Below are 24058 nucleotides of genomic sequence, written 5' to 3'. Positions count from 1 at the left end.
TGCAATTGACCTAGATTTTATTATTCGATACCAAACGATTTGTTAACAGCGATTAAATACCACAAAAAAGTTGTTAGCTGGCATATCCGACAATGTTTCAATTTCCAGTTTGCCTTTCGATAATTTCACAACGTCTTCTAAATCCATTAAACCGCCATGACCTTCCGACATTAACCAGTCATTAAACTCTTTGTTAGATTCGGTAGTAAACTTATTGTTTTGCTTGAACGGTCCATAACATACCCACTTCTGGCCAGTCGCCAATGTGCCGCAGATCTGCTCAACAAGCTGCTTTGCGTGGGCACGACTAACAATATGTAAAACATTGCTGGTATAGATAGTATCAAAGTCACCGGCTGGGAATTCATCATCTCCAATTGTATATTCAATCGGTTTTAAAAAATTAATGATCCCAACTTTCTGAGACGCTTCCCACCACTGATTTAGTCGCTCAAAGTTTTCCTTAACTTCTGTCGGTTGCCAGCGTAACTGGTAACAATGTTGGCTTAAATGAATAGCCTGTTGCCCAGTACCTGAGCCGATTTCCAATACTTTGCGTTCGTTAAATTCTAGCTCAACCCATTTATCTAAAATTGGGCCTTTGTTATTTTCCGCCGCTGTTAACGTCGGTAAATCGCTAAATACATCCGCTGCATGTGACTGTGGTGGTTGAATTATTGTCATTCTAAATTTGGACCTAACCAGGTTTCAGCTTGTTGCTCATCCCAGCCCTTAAGTTCTGCATATTCTTGCATCTGCGCAAGATCGATTTTAGATACAGCAAAATATTTGGATTTCGGATGAGAAAAATACCACCCTGAAACCGACGCACCCGGCCACATCGCATAACTCTCTGTCAACGTCATACCAATTTTGTTTTCGACATCAAGTAACTGCCACAGCTTAGCCTTTTCTGTATGTTCAGGGCAAGCTGGATAACCTGGTGCTGGACGAATTCCTTGATATTTCTCTCTAATTAAGTCGTCATTGGTAAGTGACTCGTCTGGTGCATAGCCCCAATATTCTTTACGAACCTGATGATGTAAGTACTCGGCAAGCCCTTCTGCTAAGCGGTCAGTAACCGCTTTAACCATAATATTATTATAGTCGTCATGTTCTTTTAAATACTTATCCGCTAACTCATCAACACCAAATCCAGCTGTAACGGCAAACGCACCTACGTAATCGGCTAGACCAGACTTCTTAGGCGCAATAAAGTCGCCCAACGCATAGTTTGGCGCATTATTACGGGTTTGGATTTGCTGGCGTAAATTAAATAAACGAGTAACAATCTCAGTTCGAGACTCATCTTTATATACTTCTATCGTTTCTTCATCTGAGTTTGCTGGGAACAAACCAAACACGGCTTTTGCTTTCACGGTGCCTGACGCAATAATTTGGTCAATCATGTCGTTTGCATCGTCAAAAACTTTCTGAGCTTGTTCGCCAACAACTTCGTGTTTCAAAATTGACGGGTATTTACCACTGAGTTGCCAAGTAAGAAAATAAGGCGTCCAATCTATAAACGGTCGAATGTCTTCTAACGAGATAGAATCCCAAACATGTACGCCCATTTTTTTCGGTACTGGCGGAATGTAATTTTGCCAATCACCGTCAAATCGATTTGCTCTCGCTTTGTCAAACGAAATAAACTTAGTATTGTCACGTTTACGCTGGTGTTGCTTGATCACTGTTTCGTATTCTTTCGCTACCTGAGTCATGAAATTAGGTCGTAATTCATCACTTAACAAGTTAGACACAACCGAAACACTGCGGCTTGCATTTGGCACGTAAACCACAGGATGTTCGTAATTTGGATTAATTTTTATCGCAGTATGGGCACGTGAGGTTGTCGCGCCTCCGATTAATAATGGTAAGTCTAACCCCTGACGAGTTAACTCTTTAGCGACATGCACCATTTCATCTAAAGATGGTGTGATCAAACCTGATAAACCTATGATATCAACCTTTTCTTTTATGGCCGTATCGATGATTTTTTGGCACGGCACCATAACGCCTAGGTCGATAACTTCATAGTTATTACATTGCAGGACAACGCCGACAATATTTTTACCTATATCATGTACGTCACCCTTCACGGTAGCCATTAGAACTTTACCGTTGGTATAACCGTCTTCTTTTTCTTCTTCAATATATGGGTTCAAATAGGCCACGGCTTGTTTCATAACACGTGCGGATTTCACCACTTGTGGTAAAAACATCTTACCTGCGCCAAACAAGTCACCAACGACATTCATACCATCCATTAACGGACCTTCGATGACTTGCAGTGGTCGGTCGTAAAACTGGCGAGCGGCTTCCGTATCTTCTTCAATAAACGTCGTTATACCTTTAATTAAGGCATGTTCTAAACGTTTTACGACGTCCCAAGAACGCCATTCTTCTGTTTCAACTTCAACTTTTGAACCATCCCCTCGATACTTAGGCGCAAGATCAAGTAAACGCTCTGTGGCATCGTCGCGACGATTTAGTATAACGTCTTCTACCGCTTCACGAAGTTCATCAGGAATGTCGTCGTAAACCGCGAGTTGGCCGGCGTTAACAATCGCCATATCCATGCCCGCTTGAATTGCGTAATACAAAAACACAGAGTGCATTGCTTCACGAACAGGATTATTACCACGAAATGAAAATGATACGTTTGATAACCCACCAGACACTTTTGCATGTGGTAGATGAGTTTTAATGTCCCGTGTGGCTTCGATAAATGCAACGGCGTAGTTATTGTGTTCTTCAATTCCGGTGGCGACAGCAAAGATATTAGGATCAAAAATAATGTCCTGCGGTGGGAAACCGATCTTACCTACCAATAAGTCGTAAGCGAGTTTACAAATTCGGAACTTTTCTTCTCGAGTTTCTGCTTGACCATCTTCGTCAAAGGCCATTACAACGACAGCGGCGCCGTATCGTTTTAATTTTTTAGCGTGTTCTAAAAATTGTTCTTCACCTTCTTTCAACGAGATGGAGTTTACAATTGCTTTACCCTGAACACATTTTAATCCCGCCTCAATGACTTCCCATTTAGATGAATCCAACATGATAGGCACACGTGCGATGTCCGGCTCTGAGGCAATTAGGTTACAAAAACGGGTCATCGCGGCAACTGAATCTAACATGGCTTCATCCATGTTGATGTCGATAACTTGAGCGCCGTTTTCGACTTGTTGACGTGCCACATCAAGCGCGGTTTCGTAATCCCCTTCGAGGATGAGTCGCTTAAACATTGCCGAACCGGTTACGTTAGTTCGTTCACCGACATTAATAAATCTGCTTACTGATTGCGTGGTCATGGTAAAACTTCTATACGTTAAATGCTTCTAATCCTGACAGGCGCATAAGTGCGGCTGCAGGTCGAGGTGTTCTTGGCTGCTGACCAGATACCACATCTACAAATGCTTGGATGTGCTCCGGTGTTGTTCCGCAACAACCGCCAACGATATTTATTAATTTGCTCTGCGCCCACTCACCAATGTGTTCAGCCATATCTTGGGCGTCCAAATCGTATTCACCAAACTCGTTCGGCAATCCTGCATTTGGGTGCACCGAAACAAAACATTCTGCAAATGACGATAACTCGTCTACATATTGGCGTAACAAATCTGGACCTAGTGCACAATTTAGCCCAATTGAAATTGGGTTTACATGACAAATTGAATTATAAAATGCTTCCGTTGTCTGCCCTGACAAAGTGCGACCTGAAGCGTCAGTAATGGTCCCTGAAATCATTATTGGCAAACGATGATTTGCTTCTTCAAATGCAACTTCAACAGCGTAAAGTGCTGCTTTAGCATTCAACGTATCAAATATAGTTTCAACCAAAATTAGATCCGCGCCGCCAGCCATTAGGGCTAGTGTGGCTTTGGTATAGTCAGCAACCAAAGCATCAAACGTGATGTTACGAAAACCGGGGTCGTTAACATCTGGAGAAATAGAAGTTGTTTTAGACGTTGGCCCTAAAACACCAGCGACAAATTTCGGTTTATCTGGGGTCGCCACTTGATCACACGCTTCGCGTGCTAATTTAGCTGCTTCAAAGTTAATTTCATCGGCGAGACTTTCCATCCCGTAATCGGCCATCGACGCAACAGTTGCATTAAAACTATTGGTTTCAATAATGTCAGCACCCGCTTCAAGGTAAGCGATGTGAATGTCTTTGATCACTTGAGGTTGCGTCAATACTAATAAGTCATTGTTGCCGCGCACGGATGTCGGCCAATCTTTGAATCGCTCGCCACGATAATCATCTTCTTCAAACTTATACTCTTGGATCATTGTGCCCATTGCACCGTCGAGAAAAAGTACTCTTTGTTTTAACATTGATGTTAATAATTCTGATTGGTCTGGGCGGTAGTCGCCTTTAATAGTCATGTTAAAATTTTAACCTTAAATTATGCGAAGTTTTCTGTTCGAATTTTTGCACTAACTTGACTTATATCATATGGCGTCTTTTGGTAAACGTAATAATTTAGCCAGTTAATGAATAACAAATAACCATGGGACTGCCACAACTTTATTGGTGGCTGCGTAACATCATCATTTGGAAAGTAATTTACGGGAACTATGGCCTCTAAACCGGCATCAACATCTCGTTGATATTCGGTCAATAAAGTATTTCGGTCGTACTCAGGATGGCCGGTAATAAATACTTTGGTTCCTGCTTTATCTTGCATTAGGTAAGCTCCGACTTCGTCACTTCCCGACACTAAGATCAAATCATCTACTTTTTTCAGTTGTTCGATTGGAACTTCACCGTAACGAGAATGCGGGGCAAAAAATACGTCGTCAAAACCACGCATGATTGGCGCTTTACTTTGCCATTTCTGATGTTGATACACGCCACTTAATTTATCGTCGCGGATCTCATGTTGTAAATCGTGATAGTGATATATCGCTGCGTGGGCGGCCCAACACAAAAATAGCGTTGAAGTTACGTGATCTTCTGCCCATTTGAAGACTTCCTGAAGTTGAGACCAATAGGTAACGTCTTCATAACTTTTGAGACCTAGAGGTGCACCCGTAATAATTAAACCATCGTAATTTCGATCTTTAATATCATTAAAATAGCGGTAAAACGTATCTAAATGATCCTCAGAGGTATTTTTTGCTCTGTGCTCTAAGCGCACTAAATCAATATCAACCTGCAATGGGCTGTTGGATAATAACCGAATTAATTGAATTTCTGTCGTTATTTTATCAGGCATCAAATTTAAGACAGCGACTTGCATAGGACGAATGTCCTGCGTGTCAGCTCTATGTTCTGGCATGACATAGATATTTTCCTGCCTTAAGGCGTCAATGGCAGGTAATTGATCTGGGACTCGAATTGGCATGTCTTCACCTCATAAATACTAATCAAGGAAGATTACTTCAAATTTTAGCAATGTCAACATCTAGATGTTTAGACGTCCATGCATCCTAAATATTTTTTGGGCTCGCGGTAGAATTTAGTCTGTATTCATATTCCGTATTTATCCTTGCCTCATTTCCTCTAATCTCATTTCCTCTAATCTCATTTCCTCTAATCTCATTTCCCCTAATAAAGAAAACAAAACACTACGCCAACTCGAAGGATCATCAATGCCATTTGCGGTTGAAACGACAGTACATTGGTATTGCCGTTTTTCGCCAAACGTGTCGACAAATATGTAAAACCCGTAATAAGTTACCTTCACAAATCACAACTACATCCAATATTGTCTGCCTTATTTGAGATAAGTAAGACAAATAAATTAATTGTAAGTTTCATACGCAAAATCTTTTCCAAATTATTCCCTTCCATTACGCAATGGTATTTTGCTCAAACAGTTTCAAAGTCAAAATCAGTTCAAAAATGACTAAAATCTCGGAACCCCTTAGAACATTAAGATTTGTTTACAACATCAACGTAATTTATTTGACCTAACTCATTCCATACAAGGTCAAAAAGATTATAATTTAGACAGACATTGAACACTATCCCAACCCCTTTTTGTAAAAAAAGCGACTAATTTGGATAAATTGGTGGTCATTAAAATCTATAGATAATATATTGGTTAGTAACTAATGTATGTGAAACAATATAACAAATAACCAGTTACGGTTAGTTGGAGCAATATTTACTAATGTATTTTTACGCCGCTAGACAGCCCATTTTGGACCAGCAGAAAAAGCTTTTTGCCTACGAATTACTGTTTAGAGACGGTGTGAGTAATGTATTTCCCGATATTGACGAAGATGAAGCAACCTCACGAATTATTGAAGGTTCGCAGGTCAGTTATGGACTTGAAGACTTTACTGACAATAAGCCAGCATTTATCAATTTCACTTTAGATACCATTTTAAAAAATTACCCAACAATGATGGCACCTGAAACTATAGTTGTTGAAATACTGGAAACTGTACAACCGGGGCGTCGCTTACTTGCTGCCGTCAAAGAGTTAAAAGAGTTAGGTTATACAATCGCTCTTGATGACTACGAGCATAAGCCCGTATGGAAACATTTTTATCCGTATATCGATATTATCAAATTCGACCTTCGTGCTATGACCATGGACGAAATTGCTGGTATTTTAATTGAGCTCAAGCCTCAATCGCATATAGACATGCTCGCTGAGAAAGTAGAAACCCTCGAAGAATTTGAACAGTGCAAAAAACTTGGCTTTAAATACTTCCAAGGTTATTTTTTCTCTAAACCTGAACTCGTTAAAGCAAAAAATTTATCACCAGCGCAAATGACATTAGCCGAATTGTTGTATGAGACTTCGAGTGAAACGTTAGATTTGCCTAAGATCACGCAAATTTTTGAGCGAGACGTCAATCTTTCTTATAAATTGCTGCGATATACAAATTCAGCAGCATTTAAACGTCGTGCCGAAATTTCAACAATCAAACAAGCCCTAGTCGTATTAGGCCAGCACGAACTTAGAAAATTCCTATCATTGCTATTTACCGCCCAAGTGAATAACAGCAAACCACAAGAGCTATTAAAAATGGCGATGGTTAGAGCGCGATTTAGTGAATTGTTAGCTGCAGAGAATACTCAAATTGATTCAGCAATGGCGTTTTTAACCGGTATGATGTCACTTATCGACGCGATATTAGATGAATCAATAGATAAGATAATGGAGCAATTGCCACTGGCAGCTGAGATTAAAAACGCCCTAATTAAAGGTGAAGGACAGCTGGCAGAAATATTAAAACTTGCCATTACATTTGAAAAAGGTGACTGGGAACAAGAGTCGAAACTTGAATCTGTGTTAAATCTTAGTGGTAAACAAATTTCAGCTAAGTTTGCCGAAGCCATTAGTTGGGCCGATGACCAACTTTCACTTATATCTTCCGTTTAAAAAAGGTTTTTAGTCAATATTAAAAAGCGCAGTCACCAAAATTGGTGCTGCGCTTTTTTACATCTCAAAATTATCCTGAAATGAATTTATTCATTTAGGCATCTTTGAAATAATTCAATGCCATAAACTAAATCACTAAATCACTAAATTCTGAATTGAGGCTTAATTTTAGCAAATAGTTTGGGACCAATGCCTTTAATTTCTTTTAGTTCAGAGAGTGTTTTAAACTTTCCTACCTTTTTGCGATATGCAAGTATTGCGGCCGCTTTACTTTTGCCAAGTCCTTTAACTTTAATTAGCTCGTTTAAGCCAACGCGGTTAAGATCAAGCAATGAGTGACTGCTTACCTGTTTAACTTGTGCATTTGTTCCATCATTAACCATAGGCAAAGCAGACGCACTGTGCGAACCAAACAAGCTGCCAATAATTAAAAGTAGATATTTTACTGAACGTCCTTTCATCATATTTCCTTTTTGTAGTTTAAGAACATTCCAAATAGTAAGTTAGAATGCTGAAACCACAAGTCCAGTTTTTATCAAAAAAGTACAGTTTACATGAGGTTAGGAACTTACGAGTTGCTCGAGTACGCGCTTAATTTGAACCCCAATATTGGAATAGAATACTCTTCGGTGACTCGTTTTCCGCCACACTAGACTCAAGTTACGAAACGCATTTTTATCCTCTAGCTCAGCGACCTGCAGCTTATGGCGGTCAACAAAGCCAGATTTAATAGCGAGCTTAGTTAAATAAGTTGCGCCTGCATGCCCCTCTACCATTGCCAATAAAGTCGTTAAACTACTGGCCTGGAATGGATGAACATCTTTAGATTCAGACAAGCTACAGCCACTAATCGTATGCTCTGACAAACAATGATCGCGTTCTAACAAATAGACATTATTTTCTACATTATCTTTATGAAAAACATGGTAAAACTGATCTTTAATCAAATGATACTCAACAAATTCGCCGACATTATAAGGGGTCGCCATCAACACCATGTCAAGTCGGCCCTCTCGAAGTAAAGACAGGCAGTTGTCTGTTGTATCTTCACGTAAATAAAGGTCCAATTTAGGAAATTGCTCTGCACAATCTTTTATTAAAGGATTTACAACAAATGGGGCGATGGTAGGGATAATACCTAAGTGCAATTCACCGCCGTATTGGTTGCCATCTGATGTTGCCGTGGCCACGAGATCAGCGCTGCTTTCTAAAATTTCCCGAGATTTTTTAACGACATCGACACCAACAGGAGTAAACACAAACGTTTTGTGGTCGCGTTCGATTAACTGTGCATCTAATTGCTCTTCCAAGGCTTGAATTGCACTACTTAATGTTGATTGTGAAACAAAACACTTTTTTGCTGCCTGACCAAAATGTCCAGTATCGTACAAAGAAACTAAGTATTTTAGCTGCTGGAGCTTGGGTAACTTCATATAAATAGCCTTTCCTGAAGTATCAATTTATCGCATATTTTATGGCGCTTACCTTACCGAATAACCTCCCAACTGACAAAGAGATTCAATAAATTGTTACTTGGTCGGCCAATATCTTGATTCTACCGCAATAGCATATTTTTTTTCATAAACTCTATTATTCTTATACGTACGAAAAACGCGCGGGGAGAAAATCCTATGAACGTTTCACATATAAGAAAAGCAATATTGGTATCAACAGTAATATTTTGTTCAGCAACAACAGCAGCGACAGTTTCGAATGTTGATTGCGAATGTGCTCAAAAACAAAACGGCTGTGAAGCACCAAAAGCCCAAAGCCCTAGTTGGTGGAATTGGATAACTGGCAACAAAAATGGTTCGCAATTCCACTTTTTTGACCTTATTGAATTACTACACAATAGTGACAAGGTTGCCGCAGTAGACAAGGGAGAGATTGAGGGTGAAAACGATAAAAGTAACGCATAAACCGAGCTTTTTTTCCGCTTTGAAAAGTGCAGCGTCTGCCATGATTGGCATTCAAAAGTCAGATAAACACAGTTCAGATTTTAATTCAGATACACCATTTCCATTTATTTTGGCTGGCGTTATTTTAGTGATTGGGTTTATTTTAGCACTGATCACGATTGTTAATTTTGTTGTCGGCTAGGACGAGTTAAATTAAGTTGCGATACGTATATAGCGATATCTAAGTAGCGATTTACAGCAAAGTGTTAAATCGCTGCAATTTTACCGAGACTTAACGATTACCTTATCTGGGCAATAGTAAGCAAATATCTCACCTACCTTCTTTCTCGTCGCGCCATTTTGGCTAATGTTCCTGCTAACCTTTACAAAACTATGTTTAGCTTCATGGTAAAGCTTTCTAGTGAGTTCAGTGTCATGATTACTAATCAGTACTGGGATCTTTCTATTGAACGCTGTGTGTTCTGCCAAAAGCGCTAATTTGGCCTGCTCATTTGGATCAAAGCCGCCTACCGAATAACTCGTAAATTTTGCGGTTTGACTTAATGGAGCGTATGGCGGATCGCAGTAAATAACAGAACCGGCCCTTGCCCGCGAAAACGTCTTTTTATAATCCTCACAAACAAACTTAGCTTTTTTAGCTTTTTCCGAAAATGCATAAATTTCATTTTCTGGAAAATAGGGTTTGTTGTAGTCACCAAAAGGCACATTAAAGCCTCCTTTCAAATTATAACGACATAACCCGTTATAGCCGTGGCGATTCAAATAGATAAATAACAAGGCTCGATAATACAGATCGGTAGTGGTATTGAACTCCTGGCGCAAACCGTAATACATCACTTTGTCGTTATTTTTCTGATTGAAAAGCGTTCGAGCATCAGTGACAAGTGTCTTTGGTCGCGACTTTACATATTTGTATAATCGAATTAAATCTGGATTAACGTCATTTAGTAGGTAAGAATCATAGTTACTATTGAGAAAAACAGAACCGGCACCGACAAACGGTTCAACCAATTTTTTCCCCTCCGGCAATCTGGAGTGGATCTGCTCAATAAGGCTGTACTTTCCGCCGGCCCACTTAAGAAAGGCTCTGGTTTTCTTGGTCATGGTTACTCGGCTTTTTCGAAACGTTGATTATAAGTTTGAATTTGTTGTTGGATCACCGACACTGATTTTGCCCAAGCATTCGGCTCGAGGCGTGAGGCTACTTCGCGAGCTTGTGTAATGGTATCAAATAAGCCATAGGTCACCACTATCCAATCTGTCCCATTTCGTTGAATTTTGTAAATCCGAAATTCACTGGGCTTTACTGGCGCTGAAACTAAATACTCAGCTAAAGTTGGCTCTGAGCTAACCGCAGTAAACTGCAATACATAGCGGTCTTTTGGCAATGACATAAACGCGTCATTGTCAATTTTATACAAACTTGGTTGCGGCTGTTCTGGGTAATTCTCTGATGCCGTTGCAATAATTAAGTCACTGTCGTTCACAACCTGTTTGGCTGCGGCCGCTGACTTAGACAGTTGATTTTCCACCGACTGTTTTTTAACGGTAGGAGGAGTATTAGTAGCTAATGACGGCGTAGATTTTACGGATGTCGTTCCCGTCACTTTTGCGCTGTCCTCCGCATTGCCACCTTTATCAGGTTTTGTCTGCGGCGTGATGACCGAGGCTGGGTCATCCAAAGATGCTTGTAACGCAGTAAACATTTCTTCAGCGGACGCTGTCCGGGTCGCCGCAAGATCATCGGCATACAAGGTACGACTTTTAAATTCTGGTATCGACACCTTTTTATTGGCGTTGAGCACTTGTTTCACCGCCAAAGACTCATCATCCTCTGGACCAATATGTTGCTTTGCAACGTTTGGAGTTGAGTCAAAATAACCCACATTGTAGGCATAAATCCCAAGGGCAAGAAGTAAACTTGCGAGCGTGACAATTGCCCCCCAAAGTTTGATATTTAAGCCGCCTGAATTAACTAACTCTAAGTTATTTTGGTCGTTATAGGCCAATAACTGGATCGGAACACCTTTTGAGTTTTCAATCCAACGCTTCAACTTTGAATCGGTAATCGCTGGCAACTCAGAAAAATACGTATTTAACAGATGATAACTTTCGTCCTTTGACAACCTAGGTATTGATTCAACGGCGATAAGCTGTGAATTAATATTTAACAAGGTGGCCGAGATTGACTTGTCGAAACTGAGTACAATTGAAAACTGGATACCCGCACCGTTAATTTGGCTAAAGACCTGTAATAACTCACCAACCAGTTTTGCAGACATATAGTGCGCATTATCTATCGCTACCATTAGTTCAGTTTGCTGATTAAACTCAAGGAATGAGCTTACAAGAGGTTTTTCTGGGTCAAATAGTACATTGCCAAACAATTGCTCTATTATCCGGCTACGGAGCTGTACATCCGTGATGTTTTTTGAAGCTGTGACATAACATTTGTTGGCATCTGGCATCGCCGTTGTTAAAACTTCTTCTAACAAAACGGTTTTGCCAAACCCCATGCCGCCTTCAAGCGCAACGATCTTGTTTTGAGTTAACAAAGAACGAAGTTGAACTAAATAATTTAGTCGACTTGGTGGGAAGTAGAAATTAGAGCCCAAAGCGGTCATTGTAAAATTAGTTTCAGTTCACTCTCGGTTACGTCTGTAACCAGTATCGCCTCACCTAAGTGTTTCGGCAATACAAATCTTATGGTTTGTGCCTGAACTTTTTTATCTTTTTTCATATGAGGAATATATTGCTCATATGACATTTGTGCAGGTCCTTTCGAAGGTAACGAAAACGCGTCATTTAGAGCAACGATGCGATTAACGTCAGCATCCGATAACCAACCACGTAATTTGGCTAATTCGGAAGCTTGCACCATACCGACAGCAACTGCTTCGCCGTGAAGCCAATTGCCATACCCCATTTCAGCTTCGATAGCGTGCCCAAAAGTATGACCTAGGTTAAGCAATGCTCGAACACCACTTTCTTTTTCATCTTGCGCAACAATATCAGCTTTATTTTGGCAGCATTGTTTAATGATATAAGACAATACACTTGGAACTTTCGCTGAAATTTCAGCTAGGTTAACTTCGAGATATTCAAATAATTGAATGTCACCCAAAATACCGTATTTAATAACCTCAGCCATTCCTGCTGAAAACTCTCTATCAGGCAATGAAGAAAGGGAATCAATATCAATAATTACGGCTTTAGGTTGGTAAAACGCACCAATCATATTTTTGCCGAGTGGATGATTAACTGCCGTTTTTCCGCCTACTGATGAGTCAACTTGACTCAATAAGGTTGTTGGGACTTGAATAAAATCAACACCACGTTGGTAGGTGGCCGCAACAAAACCTGTCACGTCGCCTATTACACCGCCACCTAAAGCAATTAGGGTTACATCACGACCATAGTTACCCGAAAGTAAAAAGCTCATGATATGTTCGTAACTTGCTAATGTTTTGTATGCTTCACCATCAGGTATGGTCACAGTCGCTACATCATATTGAGATAGCAATTCTGCAACTTCGGTGGCAAAGATGGGTGCTAAAGTATCATTTGTAACAATGACAACTTTAGTTCCTTTGATGTGTTGCGAAAACAAAGAAGCATCAAACATCGCTCCCTGTTTTATATAAATCGGGTAGCTGCGTTCACCTAACGAAACATTTAGGGTTTCCATACTGACAGCCTCCGCTATTTAGAAATCGAGTTTACTAATAATTTCGTTTGCAACAACACGTGCACTTTGTTCATCGGTTTTAACCACGATGTCAGCCACTTCTTCATAAAGTGGATTACGTTCTTCAGACAAGCGAATCAATACATCTCTCGCTGGTTCTTCAGTCTGTAACAAAGGTCTACGCTTATCACGTTGAGTACGAGCAACTTGTTTTTCAATTGGGGTTTCCAAATAAACTACAATTCCACGTGCGGATAGACGATTACGAATTTCTTTACTGACAACTGAGCCACCGCCTGTGGCTAACACAATACCTTGTTTTTCGGTCAATTCAGTGATGACAGATTCTTCGCGTTGGCGAAAACCCTCTTCACCTTCGATATCAAATACCCATGCGATATCAGCGCCAGTGCGACGCTCTATTTCCTGATCCGAATCGACAAACTGCAAATGCAATTGATCGGCGAGGTGTCTGCCGATTGTGCTTTTACCCGCGCCCATTGGACCAACTAAGAAGATGTTACGTTTTTCAGCCATATTACCTAATTCAAATACTATGTTTTGTGTTTACAACAAGCCCAAGGCACCATACTTCGCGCCCATGAAAAATTTAAGGCGCGAATTATCGCAAAAAAAGTGGCAAAATTGCAACTAAGAGTTGTCAATAAGAAGCTAACTACAATGCATCAGTAACAATTTTAGGTGTTACGAAGATTAAAAGTTCGCGTTTTTCGTTAAAAGAAGTATCCGTTCTGAACAATCTACCAATAAATGGTAGGTCACCTAACAGCGGAACTTTACTTACGGAGTTTATCACTTGTTGCTGATATATTCCCCCCAATACTATAGTTTCACCATTAACAGCCGTGACTTGTGTTTGTAGTTGCTGCGTATCAATCGCGACAGCTGGGCCAGTTGGTGTAGAAACTGTATCGCCCCGCGCATCTTGAGTGATGTTTAAATCTAATATTACACTGTTATCTGGCGTGATTTGCGGTGTAACTTCCAAACTTAATACCGCTTTTTTGAATGACACAGTTGTTGCACCACTCGACGCAGCCTGAACATAAGGTATTTCTGTACCCTGCTCAATCCGCGACATCTTTTGATTTGAAGCCGTGATACGTGGGGTCGCAACTATCTCACCCTTATTTTCACGCTCTAGTGCAGATAATTCTAAATCTAATAATGTACCGTCAGCTAAACGGGCTATTTGCACAGCAATACTACCTGCAGGACTTGCAACGGGTAAGTTTACATTTAGTCGTTGGGCAACAGGTATTGCAAGGACGCTAGTTTGCTCGCCGCCTGTAGACGCAGTATCTTGATTGTAATTTGCTGAACCAGCGCCATCCAATGACCCGCTGATACCCGATGTATAACCACTGCTTGGTGCATTTCGGTCAGTAATCCCCCAACGAATACCAAGTTGCTCGTCAATATTGTCACGAATTGTGACCATTCGAGCCTCAATAATTACCTGTTTAATTGGAATATCTAATGTTTTTACTGCTTTTTTAACAGTTTCGATACCATCAAACGTATCTTTAACTAAAAGTGTATTTGTTCTGTCATCCACTGATACTTGACCGCGAGGAGTTAAAAGTGACGTTCCATCTGATTTTAACAATGCCGCGATATTTACCGCTTTCGCGTAGTTTATTTGAATAAACTCGGACACCAGCGGTTCATTTTCTTCCACTTTTTTACGTGCTTCAAGTTCCCGTGCTTCACGAGCGGTTAATTCATCCGCTGGGGCAACCATTAATACATTGCCGTCCATGCGTTTATCTAAACCTTTCGTTTTTAATACGATATCGAGCGCCTGATCCCACGGTACGCCATTTAATCTTAGTGTTAATGACCCAGACACTGTATCCGATACCACTAAGTTAAACCCGTTGTAGTCCGCGATTATTTGTAAAACAGTTCGTATTGGTAAATCCTGGAAGTTTAGGGATATCGGCTGACCTTGATACTCAGTTCCGCCGGCTAATATGCCTTGTTGCTCTGCGGCTTTAATGACAGATAAAGTGAAGATATTATCAAGTTGTTGGAAGTCATACTCAAACTCACCGTCAACATTAACAACTAAACGCGTATTAACGCCCACTTGGAATGTTTCAATACCACCTACCACAGTGCCAAAGTCGGTCACGTCCATTTTATAAAGCAGTTCATTTACAATATCAGTATTGTGAAACTCAATAAAAATTTGATTGTCAGAGGAAGTGACATCAACCGCTGCCATATTATCGCGTAGGAACACCAAAACGCGGCCTTCGGTTTCTTGACCAGGATCTGTACCACGACGGAAGTCTAAAGCTTGAATGCGATTGATAAGTGTAATTGCAGTGTCTTGTTGTGCTTGAGCTTCTAACGATGCATTGTCTGAAACACGAATAAAGAAACGATTACCTTCAACACGTGATTGATAGATTTTTAAGTAATCGAGTAAAATGCTCACCATAACGCCGTCATCCATATACTGGGTTTCAACATTAATAACGCCATCTTTCTCGATTAATACGTTAGCTAGGCTTTCTTCAAAATCAGTTTCGTCAAAAAACATTTCAATTCGAGCAGGTTCGTTATAAACCTGAACATTTGGATCTGCGTAGAGTTCTTCATCAAAGACAAATTCAAGTTCAGTTTCACCTTTAACAATTGGGCTATAACGAATGTCATACAACAAAGGTATCGATTGTGCGGTAAACACCATAAAAAGGGCAAACATCCCAACAAGCGATCGCACCGTTGCAGATTTATTTTTATTTTTTGTTTGAAAATCCATATTTTTGACCATTTTTATTCTTCTGCCGTAGCTTCTGCCATTAACACGGTTGCCGTTCGCTCTTTCCAGCAACCCGCACCGTCGGGGATCAGTTCAATTAAATCTACTTGATTATCCGTAACCGAAGTTATTCTACCGTTAAATAGACCAATATAGTTATCATTAGTTACTCTATGTAATGAACCATCTGTTGCTTCTACTAACGCCCAAATTTGATTATTCGTGCCTAACGTACCTTTCATGCTTAAATTATCAAGCGCAAATTTTTCCAAAGGTTGTTTTCTTCTTCGATGATCAGGGGCAAGGCAATTTTGAACTGGGACAAAATTTTCTTCAATAGCTTCAGGTGAAGGCAACTCAAACGGACTTCGCGTAATGACTGCTTCATAATCGACATGAACAAACTTTTTGACTTCTGGGATTGGATCAATCTTAACCGGTGCGCCGTTTTTCACCTCATTCATATACTGCTGAATATCAGACACGTCATCGTAACAACCTTGAACCAAAAGAGTGAATAATAACATTAACCGTTTCATTACTTCGACTCCTTATAGCGGTAGGTTTTAGCGACAACATTTAGTCTAAGCTCTTTATCCCGAGCATCTTCAATCGAAAATTCGTGCAAGGTTACAATCCGCGGCAGTGCTGCAACTTTACTGACAAATTGGCCAAATTCATGGTAATCGCCAATAACTTCTATTTGAATAGGTAATTCTGTATAAAACTCGTTTTCTATTTCCGGTAACCAATTAATTCGAATAAACGTCAAACCCGAGGTTGTACCTACGTAGGTTATGTCATCTAGCAATCCTGGTGTTTCATGAGACGATGGCAACCTTTTCAGTAACAAAGAAAAATTTTGTTCCATGTCTGTCATCTGTGATTTGTAAGAATCAAGGTTGACCGCAGCCCCATATTTTATTCGGTACGTCTTTCTAAGCTGTTGTTCATTGGCTTCAGCTTGTTCTAATTCACTGATTTTTCCACTGACCAAAAACATATAACTCAACACCGAGACCGCAATGGCAACAACTAAAGCCATTGCAATTTTAGCGGCTTTTGGCCAGGACCCCATATTTTCAAAATCGATATCATTGATATCAAATTCTGATAAGTCAAAATTCAGCTTGTCGAAGTTCATTTTTTCGCTCCAACTTGCTCAGGTAAGTACTCAGTTACTTTTATTGTCATCTTAAAGTTACTTAACAAAGAGTTTTCTTTTTTGCCTGCAACAATCGATTCTAGTATGGCGTCCGATAATAGTTCGGATTTGTCGATTTGACGGATCATATTGGCCAAACGGTTGTTAGATTCGCTTCGGCCTGTTACTAAAATTAAATTATCTTTCTTCTCAACTCTAGTCAGGTAAATCCCAGCAGGCACAATTGCGGCAACTTCATTCAGTACCTGAGTACCTAAATTACGTGAGCTTTGCAGTTGTTCAATCAATCGAATACGTTGGTTTAGATTATCTTTTGTATCATTCAAATTTCGAATTTCGCGGATCCGCTTATCCAAAATTGAGATTTCACTTTTTAAATAGTTATTGCGATATTCTTGTCCCGCAATCCGTTCAGAAAAGTAAAAGTTTAGTAAAAAAACGAAAAAGACAACAATAGCCGATAATCCAGCCAATATAGCAATGAATTGCTGTTGCATTTCCCTTCTGGCATTTTCACGCCATGGTAATAGGTTTATATATGGCATTCAGAAAAACTCCTTAGCGCCAATCCGGTTGCAATCATCAACTGAGGTTGAATTAGATTAATTTCATCTAAATCCAATTCGGCTGCGACTTCCATATTTTTTAATGGGTTTGCAATTACGGTGTGTATTCCGAGTTCATCAATTAACAAACGATCTAAACCATTTATTAACGCTGTGCCGCCAGAGAGAACGATGTAATCGACGTTTTCTTTTTCACTGGTATTTAGGAACATTTGAATCGAACGACGAATTTGTTGAAGTAAAGCCGTCTGGAACGGAGCCAAAACTTCAAACGTATAATTTGGAGGTAAATTACCTAGTACCTTATCTCGCTCAGACTCTTCGAACGATTTACCATAATAGGTAACAATTGAATTTGTGAACTGTTCGCCACCAAATACCTGATCTCGGGTATAAAGTGCCCTTTCACCCTGTACGATACTTACCAGCGAAATTTGTGCACCGATATCGACAAAGGCAACAACTTTATCTTCAGCGTCGTCTGGTAATTGACTAAAGCACAATCGACCAGCTCGACTTAAGGCGTAACTCTCAACGTCCATGACTTTCGGCTCAAAGCCGCCATCCATTACCGCGTGAGATCTAACTTCGATATGTTCAGTACGTGCTGCACTTAACAAAACATCAACCTTGGAAGGATCAGCTTTATTCACGTTTAGCTTTTCAAAATCTAAGCTAACTTCGTCAAGAGGGTATGGGATCAAAGAGTCTGCTTCAATTTCAATTTGACTTTCTAATTCAGATTCAGAAAGCGAAACATCCATATAGATAACTTTTGTTATCACACTAGCTCCTGATATCGCGACGGCAGCATGTTTGACATTTTTAGGCATATGTTTACGAATTTTTGCAATCACACGAGATACAGCTTCAATATCTTGAATTTCACGATCCTTTATCATTCCTTTAGGCATTGGTTCTAATGCCGCGGCTTCCATACGAAAGATTCCATGTTGTTCTGACAACAACACAGCCTTTACTGAGTGTGACCCTATATCGATTCCCACCATATAAGGGACACTCTTGGTGAAAAACTTTTTGATTATCTCAACTATCATGTCAAGTAACTGAGCTTCCTGAAAAAATATGCTTTAATACAGAGATTAGACGCTTTTTAATCGAATAAAAAGCCTTTTCTCTATGCTGGTTCTAGTTATACTATCAGCTCGTTACATATTGACAAATTTTTTTAGGTAGTTTCAATGGTTTGGCTGAATAAATTACTACGAATATTATTCTATTGTGGATTATTAGGGCTTACGGTTTTAGTTTCATTTTATTTTTATATTCAAGATGAATTGCCTGATGAGGCATCAATTCGCGACGTTCAGTTCCAAATACCGATGAAAATTTATACAGCGGATGGCGAACTGATCTCCCAATTCGGTGAAAAACGCCGTAACCCATTACTTTATGAAGAAATTCCGCCTCAGCTGATGGAGGCGATTATTGCCACCGAAGACTCTCGATTTTACGAACACTTTGGATTTGATCCTATCGGGATCGTTAGGGCCGCTTTTGTTTCTATTACAAAAGGTCGTGCCGCACAGGGCGCAAGTACCATAACCCAACAGCTCGCTCGAAACGTATTTTTAACATTTGATAAAACCATTATCCGAAAAGTAAAAGAACTTTATATCGCTTTGCACCTTGAGCAAATCTTAACGAAAAAAGAAATTATAACGCTTTATCTCAACAAGATTTATTTTGGTAACCGAGCCTATGGTATCGGGGCTGCAGCGCAAGTCTATTACGATAAGCCAATTAATGAATTGACGCTGCCACAACTTGCGTTAATCGCTGGCTTACCAAAAGCTCCTTCGTCATATAACCCTGTTCGTAATCCAGCTAAAGCCAAATGGCGTCGAAATGTTGTACTCGGACGTATGTTCACTGTCGGTGCGATTGATGAAGCGACATATAAAGAAGCAATTGAAGCGCCAATTACCGCAAAACTCCACGGCGCCAATATTACCGCACATGCCCCTTACGTCGCAGAAGAAGTAAGGAAAGAAATGGTTGAGCGTTATGGTAAAGAAAAAGCTTATACCGAAGGATTTAAAGTTTATACAACAATAGATGCTAAAACGCAGAAAGCCGCACAGATTGCGCTAAGAAATAATATTTTTGCCTACGACGAGCGACATGGTTATCGAGGCGCTACGCTCACTTTATGGAGTGAGGAAGAGACAGACAGTACAACTTCTGCTAATGCCAGTTGGAGTCTAGAAAAGATCGACCAAAGGTTGTCACGCCTTAAGCAATTTAATGAATTAATGCCTGCGGTTGTTACAAATACAACAGAGCAAACCGCTTATGTGCAGCTCAAAGGCAATCAATTTGACGTGATTGAGTGGGATAACTTAAGTTGGGCTCGTGCTTATATTAGTGACGACAAACAAGGGCCAGCCCCTAAATTGGCGTCTGACATCTTAGTGCCTGGCGCGCAGATATGGGTTCGAAAACTTGAAGATGGTCGCTTACGTTTAAGTCAGATCCCAAGTGTCACCTCGTCAATCGTAGCACTTGATCCGAACAACGGTGATATCAAAGCTCTGGTCGGTGGTTACAATTTTGTTGGTAATCAGTACAACCGAGTGACTCAAGCAAAACGCCAAATCGGCTCAAACATTAAGCCCTTTATCTATTCTGCCGCCCTAGAAAATGGCTTTACATTAAGTAGTTTAATAAACGACGCACCAATCAATAAATGGGATAAGAATCTTGGCACAGCATGGCGTCCAAAAAATTCGCCTGAAAATTATGATGGTCCTACGCGAGTTCGACGTGGACTTGCTCAGTCTAAAAACGTGATGTCGGTTCGATTAATGCGTTCATTGGGGATCCAAAAAACAGTTGATCACCTAACCAAATTTGGTTTTGCAGAAAGCGATTTACCTAAAAATGAATCACTTTCACTTGGTTCGGCATCGTTAACGCCGATTTCAGTTGTGACTGCAATGAGTGCGTTTGCAAATGGCGGCTATTTAGTTAAAGCAAATCTTATTGATCATGTCACTGATGCAAGCGAAAAAAATGTTTTCCAAGCGACAAAATATATTGCAAGAGAGCCTTCACAATTAGAACCGTTAGACGCACTTACTGACGATAACGTTGAGGTCACAGAGGATTCGGTTGAATCATTTGCCTTAGACGCCCCACGAGTCATTAGTAGAGAAAATGCGTTTTTAGTTGCAGACGCAATGAACAGCACCGTTTGGGGAGGCGGAACATGGAGTAAAGGTAATGGCTGGAACGGTACTGCGTGGCGAGCACAAACGTTAAAACGTCGAGACCTCAGTGGCAAAACAGGGACAACGAATAGAGCTGTAGACACATGGTTTACCGGCTTCACCCCCAAATTAGTGGCTACAACCTGGGTCGGCTTTGACGCACCGGGACGTCCTTTGGGCCGAACCGCTTATAATAGCAATTTAGGTGACGGGCATATTTATGGCGCGGAATCAGGCGCGAAAACCGCATTGCCTGGCTGGGTAGATTTTATGAGTCGCGTTTTACCTGACATTCCTGTTACCTATCGAGAAATACCAGAGGGGGTTGTTTCCGTCAGGATAGATCGAGAAACAGGACTTCTATCTAGAAAAACAGATTACACAACCCGATTTGAATACTTCAAAAAAGGTACTGAACCAGACAAATATGCAGAAAACTCCCGACCTGTGAATATCGACGACGAAGAGGACTTTATTGCCGAAGAAGAAGAGTTGTTTTGATCAATTCGTTACTTAAGTTCAATTAGTCACTATAACGCCTTTTTCTTTTTAAACTTATTGGCAATGACGTGTTTTTGATACGCGACAAGCGCATTATAAGAATCATTTGTTACGGCTTCAATTGGGGTTCTATAGGCTATGTCGCGTAACCATTCAATATTATAAGGGCATGTGTTGATGAGTTGTTTAACTGACTCAATAGCTAATGCCTTATCCTCCACATGACAATAAAACAACGCTTCTGCGAACATCGTTGGCGTAATCACAAAGACATTGTCTCGGTTCAATGCGTCGACGTTTAGCCCTTCTGCACTGGATGTTTGGGGTGGTGTTTCGATAAAGCGCGGATCAAAATTTGACATCGCTAAGTTGCGATTTGGTTGTACCAAGTGCACCGTTTTATCGAACTGTTTTAACGTCTTTCCGGTTTTTTGTTTAAAACCATACTGCGCAAAAAACTGGATAATATAGTTGCGTTGTCCTATTGAAAGAACATCATAGTCATTCCGCAAAAACCAATTGTCATCATAAACTGTCACAAGTGGCAGCGCACTTATGGCATATAGGTTTTTATCTGATTTTATGTCATTGAATAAACGCATACATTGTCCACATTCTCGTTATCAGAACTAATACCACGGCAAGCTAATACCACAACAAACCAATAAGATACAAAAAAACCGCATTAATGCGGTTTTTACGTTTAGCGCTAATTTGCAGTTCAGTCAAAAATAGATCAAAAACCTATTTTGGCAACACCAGACTTAATAGCGGCTTCTGAAACGGCATTTGAAACGCGTTCCAGCAAACGAGCATCCATCGGTTTAGGTATAATGTAATTTCGGCCAAACTCAAGAGAAGTTAGATTTGACGCAACTAAAACTTCTTGCGGCACGGGTTCTTTTGCTAAAGAACGAATCGCTTCAACCGCAGCTATCTTCATTTCATCATTTATAGCAGTTGCTCTTACATCTAATGCACCGCGGAAAATGAACGGGAAACACAAAACGTTGTTAACTTGATTAGGATAATCTGAACGGCCTGTCGCCATAATTAAATCATCGCGAACGGCTCTTGCTAATTCAGGTTTTATCTCAGGATCTGGATTTGAACAAGCAAATACCACAGGATTAGGAGCCATAAGTTTGAGTGCATGTTGACTCAGTAAGTTTGCTCCAGAAACCCCTACAAATACATCTGCGCCATCCATCACATCTTCTAAAGTACGTTTATCAGTATTGTTGGCAAAACGCTCCTTGAATTCATTCAGGTCGTCACGACGAGTATGGATAACCCCTTGGCGGTCTAACATATAGATGCGTTCACGTTGCGCACCGCATTTGATAAGTAATTCCATACAAGCAACTGCCGCTGCGCCAGCGCCTAAACAAACAATAGTCGCCTCTTCTAATCTTTTACCCTGAATTTCTAAGGCATTTAACATGCCGGCAGCCGTAACTATTGCGGTTCCGTGTTGGTCATCATGAAATACCGGAACGTTACAACGTTTGATAAGTTCTCTTTCTATTTCAAAACATTCCGGTGCTTTGATGTCTTCCAAATTTATGCCGCCAAACGAATCTGCAATACTTGCAACTGTGTTAATAAACTCAGCGGGGGTTTTATGTGTTACTTCAATGTCAAACGAATCAATATTGGCGAAACGTTTAAACAATAGCGCCTTACCTTCCATTACTGGTTTAGACGCCAATGGACCAAGATTACCCAAACCTAGTATCGCTGTACCATTTGTAATGACCGCAACGGTATTTCCCTTTGACGTGTATTTATATGCGTTATCAGGATCTGCAGCAATTTCTCTCACCGGTTCAGCAACACCAGGACTATAAGCCAAAGAAAGGTCATCGACAGTTTCCGCCGGTTTTGTTAAGGCAATACAAATCTTTCCTGGAGTAGGTTCTGAATGGTACTGCAGTGCACGTTTCTTTAAATCCGACATTGATATAATCCCAGTTGCGTAGTTCTAATTATTAATTGTTGTCCTAGCCTAACGATCCTCGTTGATCAAAATTAGGCGTAATCGGACGGTCAATTTACTACTAAAGTCGTAGATAAAAAACCGTTTACTGGTAATAAGTTATAGCATGTCTACCTGTTCGTACCAGTTGGGTGTAATTTAACTACAAATAACAACAATTGATGTATTAAGTGCAATTAATAGATGCACCAGGTAAAACTTTTTATAAGAAGTTCATAGATATTTTAATGATTTAGCTCTGTATCGTGTTGATTCACGTAAATTAACTAAAATTCGGGAAACTTTCAGTTGTAGATTAATTACAACGAACACCCGTTAGAAAAATAGTGAATATTGCTAAAAAAAATGGAGATAAATACTGAAAACCAGCACATTGAAACGCTCGACATCATTAAATGTGGTACTTGGACCATGTAATTCGAGGTTAACGGGATAAACTACTCATGCGCAATTAGTGAGTTAGAACAATAAAAATTTTGAGACTCAAAATCTAGGCACAAAAAAAGCACCCTAAGGTGCTTTTCTTTAGATGCTTGGCAACAATTACTTTTTGCCCAACATACCGAAACGGTTTTTAAACTTATCAACACGACCACCAGTAGTAGCAGCTTTTTGCTGACCAGTGTAGAACGGGTGACAAGCTGAACATACGTCTAAGTGAAGGTCTTTACCTAGAGTAGAACGAGTAACGAATTTGTTACCACATGAACAAGATACGTTGATCTCGTTGTACTGCGGATGGATATCTTTTTGCATTTTGGATTACCTCAGTGGGCCGCATCGCCATCCGATCTTAATGTCGAATACCATACGAAGTTAATAAAATTAAGGGCGCGAATTATAAATG

At 40.2% G+C, this 24058-nt stretch carries 22 protein-coding genes; 4 read left to right on the top strand and 18 right to left on the bottom strand.

The features are described 5' to 3' along the window. Positions 1 to 42 precede the first annotated feature (42 nt). The 4 genes from Q4575_RS17530 to metA are packed head-to-tail and all read right to left on the bottom strand — an operon-like array spanning position 43 to position 5351. The gene (locus Q4575_RS17530; RefSeq protein WP_303523672.1) at positions 43 to 684 is read right to left on the bottom strand and encodes a DUF938 domain-containing protein; all 642 of its coding nucleotides are present in this window, start codon (positions 682 to 684) and stop codon (positions 43 to 45) included. Further along, positions 681 to 3311: a methionine synthase gene (gene metH / locus Q4575_RS17525; protein ID WP_215963959.1), complete on the bottom strand. Its 2631-nt coding sequence runs from the start codon at positions 3309 to 3311 to the stop codon at positions 681 to 683. The genes Q4575_RS17530 and metH overlap by 4 nt, the downstream gene beginning before the upstream one ends. A 10-nt stretch (positions 3312 to 3321) precedes the next feature. Continuing rightward, positions 3322 to 4389: a homocysteine S-methyltransferase family protein gene (locus Q4575_RS17520; RefSeq protein WP_215963960.1), complete on the bottom strand. Its 1068-nt coding sequence runs from the start codon at positions 4387 to 4389 to the stop codon at positions 3322 to 3324. A gap of 20 nt (positions 4390 to 4409) precedes the next feature. Further along, positions 4410 to 5351, bottom strand: coding sequence for a homoserine O-succinyltransferase (metA, locus tag Q4575_RS17515; protein ID WP_303523671.1), 942 nt, complete (start codon positions 5349 to 5351; stop codon positions 4410 to 4412). 771 nt (positions 5352 to 6122) lie between these two features. Here metA and Q4575_RS17510 point away from each other — a divergent pair. After that, complete coding sequence (locus Q4575_RS17510; RefSeq protein ID WP_215963962.1) at positions 6123 to 7346, top strand: EAL and HDOD domain-containing protein; 1224 nt, start codon at positions 6123 to 6125, stop codon at positions 7344 to 7346. Positions 7347 to 7489: 143 nt separating this feature from the next. Here Q4575_RS17510 and Q4575_RS17505 read toward each other — a convergent pair whose 3' ends face one another. Beyond that, complete coding sequence (locus Q4575_RS17505; RefSeq protein WP_215963963.1) at positions 7490 to 7807, bottom strand: helix-hairpin-helix domain-containing protein; 318 nt, start codon at positions 7805 to 7807, stop codon at positions 7490 to 7492. 99 nt (positions 7808 to 7906) lie between these two features. Continuing rightward, positions 7907 to 8779: a hydrogen peroxide-inducible genes activator gene (locus Q4575_RS17500; RefSeq protein ID WP_215963964.1), complete on the bottom strand. Its 873-nt coding sequence runs from the start codon at positions 8777 to 8779 to the stop codon at positions 7907 to 7909. A gap of 198 nt (positions 8780 to 8977) precedes the next feature. On the opposite strand from Q4575_RS17500, the gene Q4575_RS17495 reads away from it, so the two are divergent. Then, positions 8978 to 9265: a hypothetical protein gene (locus Q4575_RS17495; RefSeq protein ID WP_215963965.1), complete on the top strand. Its 288-nt coding sequence runs from the start codon at positions 8978 to 8980 to the stop codon at positions 9263 to 9265. Beyond that, positions 9240 to 9446 (top strand): DUF2970 domain-containing protein, encoded by a 207-nt coding sequence (locus Q4575_RS17490; protein WP_215963966.1) that lies wholly within the window; start codon positions 9240 to 9242, stop codon positions 9444 to 9446. The genes Q4575_RS17495 and Q4575_RS17490 overlap by 26 nt, the downstream gene beginning before the upstream one ends. Before the next feature lie 80 nt (positions 9447 to 9526). Here Q4575_RS17490 and Q4575_RS17485 read toward each other — a convergent pair whose 3' ends face one another. The 9 genes from Q4575_RS17485 to Q4575_RS17445 all read right to left on the bottom strand — a co-directional run bounded on the left by Q4575_RS17485 (position 9527) and on the right by Q4575_RS17445 (position 18536). Beyond that, positions 9527 to 10369, bottom strand: a complete 843-nt coding sequence (locus tag Q4575_RS17485) for a Dam family site-specific DNA-(adenine-N6)-methyltransferase (RefSeq protein ID WP_215963967.1) — start codon at positions 10367 to 10369, stop codon at positions 9527 to 9529. A gap of 2 nt (positions 10370 to 10371) precedes the next feature. Then, positions 10372 to 11889: an AAA family ATPase gene (locus Q4575_RS17480; protein WP_303523670.1), complete on the bottom strand. Its 1518-nt coding sequence runs from the start codon at positions 11887 to 11889 to the stop codon at positions 10372 to 10374. Next, positions 11886 to 12953 (bottom strand): 3-dehydroquinate synthase, encoded by a 1068-nt coding sequence (aroB, locus tag Q4575_RS17475; protein WP_215963969.1) that lies wholly within the window; start codon positions 12951 to 12953, stop codon positions 11886 to 11888. Before aroB ends, Q4575_RS17480 begins: the two co-directional genes overlap by 4 nt. Before the next feature lie 18 nt (positions 12954 to 12971). Continuing rightward, entirely contained in the window at positions 12972 to 13490 is a 519-nt protein-coding gene (aroK, locus tag Q4575_RS17470) for a shikimate kinase AroK (RefSeq protein WP_272180593.1), read from the bottom strand. 139 nt (positions 13491 to 13629) lie between these two features. Then, entirely contained in the window at positions 13630 to 15690 is a 2061-nt protein-coding gene (locus Q4575_RS17465; protein ID WP_303523677.1) for a type IV pilus secretin PilQ, read from the bottom strand. A gap of 71 nt (positions 15691 to 15761) precedes the next feature. Continuing rightward, complete coding sequence (locus Q4575_RS17460; RefSeq protein WP_215963972.1) at positions 15762 to 16286, bottom strand: pilus assembly protein PilP; 525 nt, start codon at positions 16284 to 16286, stop codon at positions 15762 to 15764. Further along, positions 16286 to 16891, bottom strand: a complete 606-nt coding sequence (locus Q4575_RS17455; RefSeq protein WP_215963973.1) for a type 4a pilus biogenesis protein PilO — start codon at positions 16889 to 16891, stop codon at positions 16286 to 16288. The genes Q4575_RS17460 and Q4575_RS17455 overlap by 1 nt, the downstream gene beginning before the upstream one ends. Further along, the gene (locus Q4575_RS17450) at positions 16888 to 17457 is read right to left on the bottom strand and encodes a PilN domain-containing protein (protein ID WP_215963974.1); all 570 of its coding nucleotides are present in this window, start codon (positions 17455 to 17457) and stop codon (positions 16888 to 16890) included. The genes Q4575_RS17455 and Q4575_RS17450 overlap by 4 nt, the downstream gene beginning before the upstream one ends. After that, positions 17445 to 18536 carry a pilus assembly protein PilM gene (locus Q4575_RS17445; RefSeq protein ID WP_215963975.1) on the bottom strand — a complete coding sequence of 364 codons (1092 nt, stop codon included), beginning with the start codon at positions 18534 to 18536 and terminating at the stop codon, positions 17445 to 17447. The genes Q4575_RS17450 and Q4575_RS17445 overlap by 13 nt, the downstream gene beginning before the upstream one ends. Positions 18537 to 18680: 144 nt before the next feature. Here Q4575_RS17445 and Q4575_RS17440 point away from each other — a divergent pair, with 144 nt between their 5' ends. Beyond that, complete coding sequence (locus tag Q4575_RS17440; RefSeq protein WP_215963976.1) at positions 18681 to 21212, top strand: penicillin-binding protein 1A; 2532 nt, start codon at positions 18681 to 18683, stop codon at positions 21210 to 21212. A 29-nt stretch (positions 21213 to 21241) separates the two neighbouring features. Here the strand turns inward: Q4575_RS17440 and Q4575_RS17435 are convergent, their stop codons facing one another. From Q4575_RS17435 to rpmE, 3 genes are all read right to left on the bottom strand, one after another. After that, on the bottom strand, positions 21242 to 21814 hold the full coding sequence (locus Q4575_RS17435; RefSeq protein WP_303523669.1) for a hypothetical protein: 573 nt from the start codon (positions 21812 to 21814) through the stop codon (positions 21242 to 21244). Between the two features lie 134 nt (positions 21815 to 21948). Beyond that, positions 21949 to 23172: a malic enzyme-like NAD(P)-binding protein gene (locus Q4575_RS17430; RefSeq protein WP_215963978.1), complete on the bottom strand. Its 1224-nt coding sequence runs from the start codon at positions 23170 to 23172 to the stop codon at positions 21949 to 21951. 582 nt (positions 23173 to 23754) lie between these two features. Beyond that, positions 23755 to 23967, bottom strand: coding sequence for a 50S ribosomal protein L31 (gene rpmE / locus Q4575_RS17425; RefSeq protein ID WP_215963979.1), 213 nt, complete (start codon positions 23965 to 23967; stop codon positions 23755 to 23757). Positions 23968 to 24058 lie beyond the last annotated feature (91 nt).

It is taken from the genome of Psychrosphaera sp. 1_MG-2023 (assembly GCF_030548245.1).
Lineage (GTDB): Bacteria > Pseudomonadota > Gammaproteobacteria > Enterobacterales > Alteromonadaceae > Psychrosphaera > Psychrosphaera algicola.
This window is presented reverse-complemented; position numbering and strand designations above follow the sequence as displayed.